A 13,733-nucleotide genomic window follows, 5' to 3' on the forward strand; every position below is an offset into this window, starting at 1 on the left:
TCCATCCGGGCTTAGAAGCGGAAGCCCACTTCGGCCTTGACCTGGCGCGGCGTACCGACGATGTCGCCGGTCTCGTTGTAGCTCACCAGCAGCTTGCCGTCGCTCTTCACGTAGTTCAGGTTGGAGAAGTTGTCAAAGTTGAGCACGTTGATGATGTCGATACGCGCATACAACTCGGTATCGCCGGCCAGCTTGAAGGTCTTGGTCGCCTGCAGGTCAAGCGACCGGTAGCCGAAGATCTTGCCGCCGAGCAGGAAGCGGCCATTGCCCCCCGGGTAGCCGGCGGCCGGGGTCGGCAGGCAGTTCGGGTTGCCGGCCTGTGCCACGCAGGACCAGTCGTTGCCCGCCACCGGGGTGGCCAAGGTCAGCTTGCCACCGAAGGTGATGCCCCAGAAGCCATCGTAGGAGCCCGTGACCACCAGACGGTGGCGCGGCGCGCCGTTGGACTTGATGTATGGGTATTCGCCGATGGTGCCGCGATCGAACGAGTAGTGCTCGTCAATGTTGCGGTTATGGCGCGCAGTGGTCCAGGTATAGGCAATCGAGGTACCCCAGCCGCTTTCCTTGGTGTACGGCTTCTGCGCCGACAGCAGGATCTGGGTAGCGCGGGTCTTGATGCCCTGCTGGCCAATGATCAGGCTGCCGAAGCCGGGGATGTTGCAACCCCACGGTTGGCCGTAGGTTGGCTTTTCGGCACCACACAGCATCTGGTTGTCGAAGAAGTTGCCGTTGCGGAAGCGATTGCCCAAAGTGTAGGCGAAGCCATCATAGGTCAGCGTGCGCGAGATGGTGGCGTCGGTCAGCCACTCCCCGATCTGGTTGCTCATGCCCAGACTGAACTGGTCCGCGTAGGGCACCTTCAAGTTGTTGTTGAGCAGGTCCACTTCCAGGCCTTCGTTGCTGGTACTGCCCAGCAGGGCCTGCACATTGCCAATGCCATTAAGCAGGTTCGGGTTCCAGTCGAAGCACGGGTTCTGCCCGTACAGGCAGGCTCCGCTGCGCGGGTCGCGGAAGTACACGGTCGGCTGCGGCAGGGCCAGCTTGGTGGTTTCCAACGCCAGGTAATCGAAAAGATCACGGTCGTAGGAACGACCGGCGCCACCATGGATCACATGCTGCTCGTCGGCATTGATGTCATACGAGAAGCCCAGCCGCGGCTGCCAGGCATCCTTGAATGCCTTGCGGTTGTGGCCGTTACTGATGTAGTCGTTGATGTTCAGACCGCTCAACGCGAGCGTCTGCGCGTAGCTCTGCCCGGCCGGGCCATGCGGATCCTGCGCATTGAGCGCGCTGACCACTTCCGGCGGAGTCACGAAGTCCAGGTAGGTCGGGTTCTTCTCGTAGTCCCAACGCAGGCCCAGGTTCAACTGCAGGTGGTCGTTGACCTGCCAGTCGTCCTGAATGAACAAGCCGATCTGCGTGGTCTTCGAGCGTACTTCCGGCAACACGCCACTGACCCCAGTAATCGGCTTGGTGAATTGTGCCTTGTACGGCGTATCAATGCCGAATTCCGGGTTGCCCACGGTGTAGTAGAACTGCGGGTTGATCTGCTGCGCGTCGGAGGCGTACAGATTGATCTTCTTGTACTTGGCGCCCATCTTGATGGTGTGGTCGCCAGCCCACTCCAAGCCGTCCAGGGTCAGGTTGTCTTCGATCGACCAGCCCTTCTGGCCCTTCACCTGCGAGGCGAAGGCGCTGGCACCACCGATTTCCACAATGGTGCGTTCCTGCGGAGTGTTGCCGTCGATGTCACGGCCGTCCGGCGCGGTGTACACGTAGCCGTTGCCCAGAGTCAGCGGCAGCGGGTTGTTGAACGACTTCTCGTGGGTGACCATCAGCTCGTTGTAGAAGCGCTCACCGCTGTGATTCCAGCGCAGCGCGAAACGACGGTCTGTGTTGTCAGTGACCTTGCCATGTTCCTTGGAGGTCTGGTCACTGAACTGCTGCTGGTTCTCGTCACGATCCTGAACTGTGAACTCGATGCGGTCGTTGTCGGTCGGCTCGACGTCGATCTTGGCGAAGATCAGGTCCTGCTTGAACGGCTGGCTGGCCGGGCCCAGGCCGGCGGCGGCCGCCGCCGGCAGCTGCGAGGCAGCGCTGGTGACCGCGCCATTCGGGGCAATGGTCACTGGCAGATCGAAACGCTTGGCTTCGTAGGTCACGAAGAAGTGGGCCTTGTCCTTGATGATCGGGCCGCCCAGCGCGAAGCCGTATTCCTTCTCCGCCGATTCTTCCTTGCTCTTTCCCGGCTGGCGTTCGGCCGGGGTCATCGCACGCATATTGTCGTTGGTGTAACGATAGAAGGTCTCGCCCTTGAACTCGTTTGTACCCGACTTGGTCGCGGCGGTGATCGCGGCGCTGGACACCTGGCCGTACTCGGCCTTGTAGTTGCCGGTGATGACCTTGTACTCGCCGATGGCCAGCTGCGGGAACGGGTTACCGGCACTGCCGGACTGGCCGGCCACGCCGCCGCCCTTGACGTAGCTCTTCTGGCCCACGCCGTCGATGTAGACGTTGGTGCCGTCAGCGTTGGTCGCGCCGCCGCGCAGCGAGGTGTTGCCCTTGGCGTCGCGGGTGAAGATCATGCCCGGCACCGCGTCGGCGAACTCCAGGAAGTTGCGCGAGACCTGCGGGGTGGTCTGGATCTGCTGCAGGCTGACGGTCTTGCCGACTTCGGACGTGCGCACTTCCTGCAGCAGGGTCGGCGCGACGACGTTGACAGTGTCCAGGTTGGTGGCTGCGGTCGTACCCGGGGTGCTGCTGGCAGCGCCGGCAAAGTTCAGGGTAGCGGTCGAGGCCACGGTGACGGTGACCTTCTGCGACTGGCCGTTGGCGACCACATCATAGGTGCCCGGGTCCAGGCCCATCAGCGAGTAGCTTCCATCGGCACGGACGGTACCGCGACGGACGGTGCCGGTGGCCACGTTGGTGGCGGTCACCTCGGCGCCGGCCTGCGCGCCGGAAACCTGGCCGCGCAGGCTGGCATTGGCCGACTGCGCCATGACGTTCGGAGCAGCAGCCAGCATCAGGCAGCTGACCAGTGCGGTGCTCAGCAGCCGGCGTGCCGGCGTGCGGAAGGTGGTGTGCATCATCAACTCAATCTCCGGGTGGCGGTAACCGCTTGCGCGGTCCCTGCGATCAATCAAAAAAGAAGGAACGCCTCCGGCTTCAACGGCCGGATGGCGGAGTGGTGGAATCGCGAACTATCAAGCGGGGAACCAGGGTCTGCTTGTCCCCTGTCCCATCCGTGGAGGTGCCGTCCATCAACTGCATCAGGCGCGTCATGGCCCGATCGCCGAGTTCGGCGATGCTGACCTGCATGGTGGTCAGCGACGGGTGGACGAAACGCGCCAGTGGAATGTCATCGAAACCGGCCAGGGCGACGTCGGACGGAACGTGGACACCTGCCTGCGTGAACGCATACAGGCAACCCAGCGCCATCATGTCGTTGGCGGCGAACACGGCATCAGGCAGCGCTCCGGCTGCCAACAACTCCTGACCGGCGCGATGGCCGGAAGCTTCGTCGAAATCACCGGGCAGCTCGATGCCTTCGGCGTCACTGCCGAAAGCCGCCAACGCGTCACGGAAGCCACGCAGGCGCTCGCGCGCGTCGAAGTTGAGGTCCGGGCCAGAAATGAAAGCGATACGGCGGTGACCCGCGTCAAGCAGATGGCGGGTCATCGCCATCGCACCGGCATGGTCATCGATGCTCAGCACCGGGTGGTCCTGCCCGGGCAGATAGGTGTTGATCAACACCGTTGGCAACGACTGCGGCAGGTTGTCGGTCAGGAATCCCGGGCTCTCCGCATAGGGCGAGAGCACCAGCAGGCCGTCGACGCGGCCGCGCATGGCGCGCAGGGCCGCGCCCTGCTGCTCCTGGTCACCGTGGTAACTGGACACCAGCAGGTGCTGGCGGCGGTTGCGGGCGACGTTGTCGATGCCGCGCATCAGCTCGGAGAAGAATTCGCCGTACAGGTCAGGCAGTACCACGCCCACCGTATTGGTGCGACGGCTGCTGAGGCTGCGGGCGGCGGCGTGCGGGGTGTAACGCAGCCGTGCAGCCACCTCCAGCACAAGCTGGCGGACCGGTTCGGCGACATTTTCATGCCCGTTGAGCGCGCGGGAAACCGTGGCCACGGAGACCCGGGCTTCGCGAGCGACGTCTTTGATTGTGATAGCTGCCTTGTTCACGAAGCCGCCCTCCACGGCTTGGACCTACCAGCATTGGCGCGGAATGTAAGCGTTTCCATCTGGGCTTGTAAACAGTCCGTTAGGCGAATGTCCTGAAATGGACATGGAAATCTGTCTGTGGCGGGCCCGCTGACGGACCCGCCAGGACAGTGTGGGACAAGGGCTCAGCCCTGTTCTGACGGGGTCAATGCGCGAATGGACAGCGCGTGGATGTCGGTCTCCATCATCGCGCCCAGCGCGGCATAGACCGCGCGATGCCGGGCCAGTGGACCCAGTCCGGCGAAGCGTTCACTGACCACATGCACGTTGAAATGACCGCGGCCATCGCGCGCACCGGCGTGGCCTGCATGACGATGACTGTCGTCTTCGATTTCCAGCACGCTCGGGGCCAGCGCCTGCTGCAGTGCGTCACGCATCCGCTCGATCCGCTCCGCGTTCACGGCAGGACCTTGCGGAACGGACGCACCTGTACATGGGTGTAGACGCCCGCGGCTACGTAAGGGTCGGCATCAGCCCAGGCCTGGGCCTGCACGAGCGACTCGAACTGCGCGATCACCACCGAACCACTGAAGCCGGCCGGGCCCGGGTCCTCGCTGTCTACTGCCGGGCACGGTCCGGCCAGCAGCAGGCGGCCTTCGTCGCGCAGCGCGTACAGGCGCGCCAGGTGTTCCGGACGTGCCTGCAGTCGCTGTGCCAGCACGTCCTGGCCGTCATAGCCTTCAATCACATACCACACGGCATTTCCTCGCTTGCGTTGTCGGGTGCGCAGATTCTAGCCAATGCCGCCCTCGCCCCAGCCCGGCTGGACACTGGCGCGACAAAGGCTTACCCTAGACACCATTGCACGTGGCTGGATGCAGCAGCCCGTCGGTTTCTGTGGCCAACGCAGCCCCCGACGACCGTCCCGCTGCTTCGAACCGGACCACCTGGCCGGGCCACGTAGACGACCTCCCCGTAGTTCCGTCGCTGCCGTTTCCTGCGGCGCGTCCTGCTGTTTGATATGTGTGGAATCGCGCCGATCCCGGCGTGTCTGGTGCCGTGGGGCGCCGTGGCGTTGGCCCGGTGAACCCGCTGCCGCGACTGGTCCGATGCAATCCTGATGTCCATTAGATGACTTCCGAACTCGCGCTCGACGCGAACCCGCCAACCCGGCCGCCCGCCCCCCAGCAGCAGGAAATGCCGCTGGCCGTGGTGCATGGGCAACCGGTCCTGCAGATTCCGCAGGACCTGTACATCCCGCCGGACGCGCTGGAAGTCATCCTGGATGCCTTCGAAGGCCCGCTGGACCTGCTGTTGTACCTGATCCGCCGCCAGAACCTGGACGTACTGGACATTCCCGTGGCCGAGATCACCCGGCAGTACGTGGAATACATCACCGTGATGCGCGAGCTGCGCTTCGAGCTGGCCGCCGAGTACCTGGTCATGGCCGCGATCCTGGCCGAGGTGAAGTCGCGCATGCTGCTGCCGCGCCCGGTCAGCGAGGAAGGCGATGAGGCCGACCCGCGCGCCGAACTGGTGCGCCGCCTGCAGGAGTACGAACGCTTCAAGCAGGCCGCCGAGGACATCGACGCCCTGCCCCGCCAGGACCGCGACACCACGGTGGCACACGCCTTCATGCCCGAACGTGCTGCGGTGAAGCTGCCGCCGCCGGTGGACCTGAAGGAAATGCTGCTGGCCCTGCACGACGTGCTCAAGCGCGCCGAGCTGTTCAGTGGCCACGCCATCAAGCGCGAGGCGCTGAGCGTGCGGCAACGCATGGGCGAAGTGCTGGGCCGGCTTGAAGATGGCAAGTTCTACCGTTTTGAAGGGCTGTTCACCGCAGAAGAAGGCAAGCTGGGCGTGCTGGTCACGTTCCTGGCGGTGCTGGAACTGGCCAAGGAACAGCTGCTGGACATCGTCCAGGAAGAGCCGCTGGCGCCGATCTACGTGAAGTCCCTGGCCGCCGGCAACACCAATGCCCCGCTGCAGTTCAGCAGCGAGTTCGACGACAACGACGCCGCCAACGAGAACGAGTGAGCGCTGACTGCCGATGGACCAAACGCTGATCAACCGCATTGTCGAGGGTGCCCTGCTGGCCTCCAGCCAGCCGCTCACCCTGGCCCAGCTGAAAGACCTGTTCCCGGAAGAGGAGCCGGCACCGCCGGGCAGCATCGAACGTGCGCTTGAGCGCCTGCGCGAAGCCTGCGAAGGCCGTGGCGTGGAACTGGTCGAGGTCGCCTCCGGCTTCCGCTACCAGGTGACCGGCGAAGTGCATGGCTGGATCAGCCGGCTGTGGACCGAACGCAAGACCCGCTATACCCGTGCCACCCTGGAAACCCTGGCGCTGATCGCCTACCGGCAGCCGATCACTCGTGGCGAGATCGAGCAGGTGCGCGGCGTGGCGGTCAGCAGCAACATCATCCAGGCGCTGGAGGAACGCGAGTGGATCCGCGTGGTCGGCCACCGCGACGTGCCCGGCAAGCCTGCCCTGTTCGGCACCACCAAGGGCTTCCTGGACTACTTCGGCCTGAAGCGCCTGGACGAGTTGCCGCCGCTGTCGGAACTGAAGGACCTGGGCGAGCTGGAACCCCAGCTGGCCCTGGACCGCGACGCACCGGCCGCCGCCAGTGCCGAGGGTCCGGACATTTCGGCTGGCGCCGATGGCGCTGCTGCCAACGATGACGCCGGCCTGGCCGGCAGCGACACCCCCGATTCCGCCGACGCAGCGTCTGCGTCGGCTTCCGATGAGCAAGCACCTTCGCCCCTTGATGATGGGCACCCCGATTCCGCGCCGGGCGAGCGCGCGGTGCCCCTGAACGAACGCGAAGACAACGCCGTCGCGATGACGACCGTGGCTGTTGACCAAGCCGATTCCGAACCAGAGGCCGACCCCGAAACCGTCGGCCGGAGCAAAACTGATGAGTGACACCCCCCGTAACAAGCTCTCGCTCAAGCGCGAAGCCACCTCCGAACAGTTCAAGCTGGAAGAGCGCCTGCACAAGGTGCTGGCCCAGGCCGGCCTGGGTTCGCGCCGCGCGCTGGAACAGCGCATCGCCGAAGGCCTGGTCAAGGTCAACGGTGAAGTCGCGCAGACCGGCATGTCGGTCAAGAGCGGCGACAGGATCGAGCTGGATGGCCGCGGCTTCGTCGCCACCGCCCTGGCCGAACCGTCGCGCGTGCTGGTCTACAACAAGCCGGAAGGCGAAGTGACCACCCGCGAAGACCCCGAAGGCCGCCCGACCGTGTTCGAATCGCTGCCGCCGCTGAAGGGCGCGCGCTGGATCGCCATCGGCCGCCTGGACATCAACACCACCGGCCTGCTGCTGGCCACCACCGACGGTGAACTGGCCAACGCCATGATGCACCCGTCGTTCGAGGTCGAGCGCGAGTACGTGGTGCGCGTGCGCGCCCCGGAAGGCGAGGAGAAGGTCTCCGACGCCATCGTCGACCGCCTCGCACGCGGCGTGGCACTGGAAGACGGCCCGGCCAAGTTCGACGAGATCGAACGCATCGGCGGCACCGACTCGCACGACTGGTTCCGCGTCGTGGTGAAGGAAGGCCGCAACCGCGAAGTGCGCCGCCTGTGGGAGTCGCAGGGCTGCCAGGTCAGCCGCCTGAAGCGCACCCGCTACGGCAAGGTGAGCCTGCCGCGCGAACTGGCCCGTGGCCATTCGGTGGAACTGGGCACCGCCCAGGTTGAAGCCCTGCGTGCGCAGCTGAAGCTGGAAGAAGGCGCGCCGTCGGCTCTGACCCTGCAGCCGGTGATCGGCCAGCGCCGCGCCGCCAAGACCACCGTGCGCGTGCGCGAAGGTGGCCGTGGCAATGCCTACGTCAACGGCCATAACACCGCAGACGAAGGCCGCGAGCTGCGTCGCTTCGACAACGTCCGCGAAGACCGCGGCCGTGGCCGCGGCGGCAAGGGCGGCGGTTTCAAGGGTGGCCTGACGGTCAGCGGTGAAGCAGCAGCCAAGCAGTCGCAGAGGCCGTTCAAGCAGCGCACCCAGAAGAACGACCGTTCGCTGCCGGAAGGCAACCCGGCCGCGTTCCGCACCTGGTACGTGCCGGATGGCGTGAGCACGGGCCCGAGCGGCCATCGCAATGCCGGTCCGGGCGCGCGCGGCCCGGGTGCCCGTGGTCCGGGCGCTGGCGGCCAGGGCCGTCCGTACGGCAAGCCGAAGGGTCCGGGCGCCGGTGGCGGACAGGGCCGTGGCGGTTTCGGCGGTGAAGGCCGTGGCGGCGCAGGCGGCCAGGGTCGTCCGGCCGGTGCCGGCAACCGCTCGCAGGGCCAGGGCAACAAGCACCCGTATGGCCATCCGGGCAATGCCCCGAGCTTCCCGTCCGACCACGCCACGCCGGGCTTCAACCCGTATGGCAGCCCCAAGCCGGCGCAGGGCGCCCGTCCGGGCGGTCGCGGTCCGGGTGGTGGCAACCGTGGTCCGGGCGGCAATCGCGGCCCCGGCGCTCCGGGTGGCAACCGCGGCCCCGGCGGCAACCGCGGTCCAGGCGGCCCGCGCCGCAGCGGCCCGCGCGGCGGCTGATCACCGGCACGCCTGAAATGAAAAACCCCGGCGCAGGCCGGGGTTTTTCGTTGAAAAGGGGACGGAGGGGATTAAGTCGTTTTTGCCACGGCCTGTGTCGAAGGGGCGAAAGCGACTTAATCCCCTCCGTCCCCTTTTGCGTGGCGCTGGAACGCGGCGGGTGTGGTGCCCGTCATGCCGCGGAAGAAGGCGATGAACGGGCTCTCGGCGGAGAAGCCGGTGTCCTGCGCCACGTGCGCCACGCGTTGGCCAAGCAGCAGCAACTCCATGGCCCGCATCAGTCGCCATTGCTGGCGCCAGGCCTGGTAGCTCATGCCGGTATCACGCTGCATCAACCGGCCGACGGTACGCGCGCTCAGGCCCGTGCGCGCGGCCAGCTCCTCCAGTTCGGGCGGCAGCTGCTCGGCCACCGGCAGGCACCGTGCGATCCGCGGATCACGAGGCAAAGGCAGGTCCATCGGTGCCACCGGTGCAGCAGCGATTTCCAGCACGCACAACGCCAGTTGATGGCGTGCGCGCGGCGACTGCCAGTCATGGTCGAACGGCGCCTGCGCGATCGGCTCCAGCAAGGCCTGCAGCAGCGGCCCCACGCCGATGATCGCCGGCTGCCGGGGCAGTTGGGCCGACAGCGTGGCGTCGAAGTACAACGAACGGTAGTCGACCGCCTGGCGCATCTGCGCGCGATGGCGCAGCCCACCCGGAATCCACGCGGCGCGCGCGGGCGGCAGCAGGCTGATGCGATCACCGTAGGTCAGGCGCGTGCAGCCCTGCCGGGTGTACAGCAGCTGCGCGCGTGCATGCTGGTGCCAACCCGAGTCGTGATCCGCCAGTGAGGCTGCAATCCCCAGCACCGGAGCGCTCCAGGCATCGGCGTCGAAGTGCGCGTGCGGCTGCAACCAGGCCATGTCTGATTTCATACATTCAATGACAGGATAGACAGAGTGCGCCATTGCGGGCGAGACCACAATGCGCGGCCCTTCTTCCTGGAGCGCCCGCATGTCGCGCCGCCTGTTGTTGCTCACCATTGCACTGCTGATGTTCCCGCAGTTGGCACAGACCCTGTACAGCCCGGCCCTGGCCGATCTGGCCGAACGCTTCGCCCTGCCGCCGAGTGCCGCCAGCCAGGCCATGAGCCTTTACCTGTTCGGCTTCGCTGCAGGCGTGCTGCTGTGGGGGCGCCTGGCCGATCGTATCGGTCGTCGCCCTGCCCTGCTATGCGGGCTGGCCGTGTTCGCAATGGCCGCCTGCGGCGGCCTCCTGGCCAGCACCTTCGGCCACGTCCTGCTGGCACAGGCACTGGCCGCACTGGGTGCGGCGGCGGCCTCGGTGGTAACCCAGACCGTACTACGCGACCACCTGCAGGGACCCGCGTTGGCGCAGGCGTTCTCCTGGATCGGCATGGCCCTGGCCCTGAGCCCGGCCATCGGCCTTGCACTGGGCACGCTGCTGGTCGCCGCCCATGGCTATGTCGGCGTACAGTCCGGCCTGCTGCTGATCGCTGCCCTGCTGGCAGTCGCATGCCTGGCGGGCCTGCGCGAAAGCCGCCCTGCACAGATCCCGCACGCGCCCATGCTGCCGTTGCTGCGGGAACTGCTGCGCGATCGCTGGATCTGGTCACACGCGTTGCTGGTGATGGCCTTCAACGTGGCGATGTACAGCTGGTATGTGCTCGGCCCCTTCGTGTTTGCGCGCCTGCACTGGCCAGCCACCTGGTTCGGCGCCAGCGGCGCGGTGCTGGCACTGGGCTCGGCACTGGGCGCGTGGGGCAATGGCCGCCTGCTGCGTGCAGGCGTTGCCGCAACCACGCGTATCCGCATCGCCGCAGGACTGGTTCTGACGGGAGGCCTGCTGGCCGCGCTGCTGCATGATCACCCTGCCCTGATCGCGGCGATGGTGCCGGTGGTGACGGGCTTCGGCCTTGCCATTCCCAATGTGCTCGGCCAGGCCCTGCGCGGCTATCCACACTGTCTCGGCAGCGCAGGCGCGCTGTTCGGCCTGCTCTACTACCTGTTGATCGGTGCGGCAATGGCGCTGGTCGGTGCGGTGCAGATGCTGGCACCGACCGTTATCGCGTGTGGCCTACTGGCCTTGTGGCTGCAACGGCGGCGTCCCGCTGCAGCCTAGGAATTGCTGCAAAAGCAGCGCACTGTGCTGGCCTTCCGGGAACGGCTTTGATTCCCCGGCTATCGTGCGCGCGCTCCCACACAAGGCAGATGCCCATGATCACCATCACCGCCGAACAGGCCCGCGCCAACGTCGATGCCGCCAAGCGCCCGATCGAACTGTTCTACCGCGATCTCGACAACGCCATCCAGATCGGCTCGGAAAATGGCCGCCGCTACATCGTGTTCGGCTTCAGCCAGGTGATGGCCAGCGAGCAGCTCGTCGAAGACGTGGTCGCACAGCTGCTGAAGAATGGTTTCGGTGTCGAACGGTTGTTGAGCGATTCCGAACAGCACTACATCCGCATCAGCTGGGGAACTGCCGCGCCGTCGCGCCTCAGCGCCGGCTGAGGGTGAACGCGGTGCCGTCCACGCCCAGATCCCAGCCCTTGCCGGTACCGGACAGGGCCAGCGAGATGTCGCCCTTGGTCATCACCTGCGCGTTGCTGGACTTCACCGCACCGGCATGCGCGCCCACCGAGGCGTAAGTACCCAGCAGCTCGTTGACGCTGACTGCGCCGGTGAAGCTGCCACGTCCGTTGGTGATCTTCGACTTGCCCACGGTCAGACCGCCGCCCTTCATCTGGATGCGCACCGGCATGCTGGCGCCATTGCTGCAGGTGACCGTGCCATTGCCGGATGCAGTCTTGTAGATCAGCGACCAGCCAGAGAGGTTGTAGCGCAGCTCGCAGTCGAGGTTGCCAGCGGCGTGCGCGGCCGGGGCCAGCGATGCGGCAGACAGGGCAAGCAGCAGGGCGAAGGGCTTGTTCATGGCAGGACTTCCAGTTCGGTCGGACTGCCGGCGAATCTAGCAGCGCGCGCGTGCACGTTGGATGCAGGCGCACGCGCTGGTGCAGCAGTGTTCAGGCCGGTGCTCAGGCCTGTTCGTCCAGGTGGAAGGCATCGGCATCGAGCATCGCCGGGAAACGCGCGCGGTGTGCGGCCAGCGCCTCGGCCGAGATGGTGGTGGTGACCACCTGTTCGCGTTCGCGGATCTCCACCTGCGGCTGGCCGAGGAAATCCAGCACCGCGCTGTCGCCTGCGTAGTGCAGCTGGTTGCCATCGACACCGACGCGGTTTACCGCTGCCACGAAGCACAGGTTTTCAATCGCACGTGCACGCAGCAGCGTCTTCCACGCATAGGCGCGTGCCGACGGCCAGTTGGCGACGAAGATCTGCAGGTCGAAATCCAGCTGCTGCGGACGCTCCACGTTGTAGCGGTTGCGGCAGAACACCGGGAAACGCAGGTCGTAGCAGACCTGCGGATTGATCCGCCAGCCCTTCCATTCCACGCTCAGGCGGTCGCGACCGGCGGCATAGCGCTCGTGCTCGCCGCCGTAACGGAACAGGTGGCGCTTGTCGTAGTACTGCAGGTCGCCATCGGGCGTGGCGAACAGCAGGCGGTTGTAGACGCCCTCGCCGTCGCGCAGCTGCACGCTGCCGATCACCGCCGCGTTCAAGGTCCTGGCCTGTTCGCGCACCCAGGCCACGGTCGGGCCGTCCATGCCTTCGGCCTGGGCAATGGCGTCGTTGGAGAAACCACTGGTGAAGGTCTCCGGCAGGATCACCAGGTCGGTGGTGCCGGCCAGCGGTGCGAGCAGCGCGCCGTAGTAGGCGCGGTTGCCGGCCGGATCGTGCCAGCGGGTGTCGCCCTGGACGAGGGAAATGCGCAGGTCCTGCATGTTCACGCCTCCGCTCAGAGCAGGCGCAGGCGTTCGATCGCCGCGTCCATCGTTGCTTCATTCTTGGCAAAGCACAGGCGCACCAGGCGCTGGCCGGCCGGCGGGTTTTCGTAGAACGGCGACAGCGGGATCGCGGTCACGCCCTTCTCGATGGTCAGCCACTTCACGAACTCATGGTCCGGCAGGTCGCTGATGGCCGAGTAGTCGACCAGCTGGAAGTAGCCGCCGGGGACCGGCAGCGCCTTCAGGCGGGTGCCGGCCAGCTGCTCGCGGAAACGGTCGCGCTTGGCCTGGTAGAACGCGCCCAGCTCCAGGTGGTGTTCGGGTTCGTCGCGGATCATCGCGGCGAAGCCGTACTGCGCCGGGCCGAAGCTGGTGAAGGTGTTGTACTGGTGCACCTTGCGGAACTCGGCGGTCAGTGCCGGCGGTGCGATCGCATAGCCGATCTTCCAGCCGGTGCAGTGATAGGTCTTGCCGAAGCTGGAGATGACGAACGCGCGCTCGCGCAGTTCCGGGTAGCGCAGCGCCGATTCATGGCGGCGGCCGTCGTAGATGATGTGTTCGTACACCTCATCGGAGATCAGGTAGATCTGCGTGCCACGCAGCAGCTCGGCCAGTGCCTGCATGTCCTGCGCCGACAGCATCGCGCCGGACGGGTTGTGCGGGGTGTTGACGATCAGCATGCGGGTGCGCGGGGTGATCGCCGCACGCACGCGGTCCCAGTCGACCGCGAAGGTCTGCGGATCCAGCGACACATGCACGGCCTTGGCACCGGCCAGGTCGATCGCCGGTTCATAGCAGTCATACGCCGGGTCGAGCACGATCACTTCCTCGCCGGCACGCACCACGGCGTGGATGGCGTTGAAGATGGCCTCGGTACCGCCACTGGTGACGGTGATCTCGCTGTCCGCATCGACCTGCGCGCCGTAGCAGTCCAGCGCCTTCTGCGCGATGGCCTGGCGCAGCGGCGCCACGCCGGTCATCGGCGGGTACTGGTTCAGCCCGGCGGCCATCGCCCTGGCGGTCTCGTCGATCAGGCGCTGCGGCGCCGAAAAGTCCGGGAAACCCTGGCCCAGGTTGACTGCGCCGTGTTCGGCGGCGAGCTGGGACATCACGGTGAAGATCGTGGTACCGACCTTGGGCAGCTTGGTGTTCGGTTGCATCGGCCTGGGCTGTGGGGG

The 13,733-nt window shown here is 66.3% G+C and carries 13 protein-coding genes; 5 read left to right on the forward strand and 8 right to left on the reverse strand.

Annotated features, from left to right (window positions below):
* Positions 1-11: 11 nt before the first annotated feature.
* The 4 genes from AC5P9L_RS10530 to AC5P9L_RS10545 all read right to left on the reverse strand — a co-directional run bounded on the left by AC5P9L_RS10530 (position 12) and on the right by AC5P9L_RS10545 (position 4,927).
* Positions 12-3,092 (reverse strand): TonB-dependent receptor, encoded by a 3,081-nt coding sequence (locus AC5P9L_RS10530; RefSeq protein WP_024956628.1) that lies wholly within the window; start codon positions 3,090-3,092, stop codon positions 12-14.
* A gap of 76 nt (positions 3,093-3,168) precedes the next feature.
* Complete coding sequence (locus tag AC5P9L_RS10535) at positions 3,169-4,206, reverse strand: LacI family DNA-binding transcriptional regulator (RefSeq protein WP_012480808.1); 1,038 nt, start codon at positions 4,204-4,206, stop codon at positions 3,169-3,171.
* 149 nt (positions 4,207-4,355) lie between these two features.
* Positions 4,356-4,607 (reverse strand): BolA family protein, encoded by a 252-nt coding sequence (locus AC5P9L_RS10540; RefSeq protein WP_032963317.1) that lies wholly within the window; start codon positions 4,605-4,607, stop codon positions 4,356-4,358.
* 20 nt (positions 4,608-4,627) lie between these two features.
* Positions 4,628-4,927, reverse strand: a complete 300-nt coding sequence (locus tag AC5P9L_RS10545) for a YciI family protein (protein ID WP_049451704.1) — start codon at positions 4,925-4,927, stop codon at positions 4,628-4,630.
* Between the two features lie 374 nt (positions 4,928-5,301).
* Between AC5P9L_RS10545 and AC5P9L_RS10550 the strand changes: the two genes are divergently transcribed.
* Genes AC5P9L_RS10550 through AC5P9L_RS10560 form a run of 3 tightly spaced genes read left to right on the forward strand, consistent with a single transcriptional unit; the run spans position 5,302 to position 8,708 of the window.
* Positions 5,302-6,207 carry a segregation and condensation protein A gene (locus AC5P9L_RS10550; RefSeq protein ID WP_005410330.1) on the forward strand — a complete coding sequence of 302 codons (906 nt, stop codon included), beginning with the start codon at positions 5,302-5,304 and terminating at the stop codon, positions 6,205-6,207.
* Between the two features lie 13 nt (positions 6,208-6,220).
* Entirely contained in the window at positions 6,221-7,096 is an 876-nt protein-coding gene (gene scpB, locus AC5P9L_RS10555; RefSeq protein WP_005410331.1) for an SMC-Scp complex subunit ScpB, read from the forward strand.
* Positions 7,089-8,708: a pseudouridine synthase gene (locus tag AC5P9L_RS10560; protein ID WP_262101783.1), complete on the forward strand. Its 1,620-nt coding sequence runs from the start codon at positions 7,089-7,091 to the stop codon at positions 8,706-8,708. The genes scpB and AC5P9L_RS10560 overlap by 8 nt, the downstream gene beginning before the upstream one ends.
* Positions 8,709-8,824: 116 nt before the next feature.
* Here AC5P9L_RS10560 and AC5P9L_RS10565 read toward each other — a convergent pair whose 3' ends face one another.
* Complete coding sequence (locus AC5P9L_RS10565) at positions 8,825-9,613, reverse strand: AraC family transcriptional regulator (protein ID WP_227415677.1); 789 nt, start codon at positions 9,611-9,613, stop codon at positions 8,825-8,827.
* 91 nt (positions 9,614-9,704) lie between these two features.
* On the opposite strand from AC5P9L_RS10565, the gene AC5P9L_RS10570 reads away from it, so the two are divergent.
* Complete coding sequence (locus tag AC5P9L_RS10570) at positions 9,705-10,832, forward strand: MFS transporter (RefSeq protein ID WP_227415676.1); 1,128 nt, start codon at positions 9,705-9,707, stop codon at positions 10,830-10,832.
* Positions 10,833-10,927: 95 nt separating this feature from the next.
* Positions 10,928-11,221: a hypothetical protein gene (locus AC5P9L_RS10575; protein ID WP_005413984.1), complete on the forward strand. Its 294-nt coding sequence runs from the start codon at positions 10,928-10,930 to the stop codon at positions 11,219-11,221.
* Here AC5P9L_RS10575 and AC5P9L_RS10580 read toward each other — a convergent pair.
* From AC5P9L_RS10580 to AC5P9L_RS10590, 3 genes are all read right to left on the reverse strand, one after another.
* Complete coding sequence (locus tag AC5P9L_RS10580) at positions 11,208-11,642, reverse strand: hypothetical protein (RefSeq protein WP_005410336.1); 435 nt, start codon at positions 11,640-11,642, stop codon at positions 11,208-11,210. The two genes, AC5P9L_RS10575 and AC5P9L_RS10580, sit on opposite strands and share 14 nt — an antisense overlap.
* A 103-nt stretch (positions 11,643-11,745) precedes the next feature.
* Entirely contained in the window at positions 11,746-12,552 is an 807-nt protein-coding gene (locus AC5P9L_RS10585; RefSeq protein ID WP_032966922.1) for an amidohydrolase, read from the reverse strand.
* A 14-nt stretch (positions 12,553-12,566) separates the two neighbouring features.
* Complete coding sequence (locus AC5P9L_RS10590) at positions 12,567-13,715, reverse strand: pyridoxal phosphate-dependent aminotransferase (protein WP_005410338.1); 1,149 nt, start codon at positions 13,713-13,715, stop codon at positions 12,567-12,569.
* Between the last annotated feature and the right edge of the window lie 18 nt (positions 13,716-13,733).

The organism is Stenotrophomonas sp. YJH_SMC_64 (assembly GCF_059371375.1).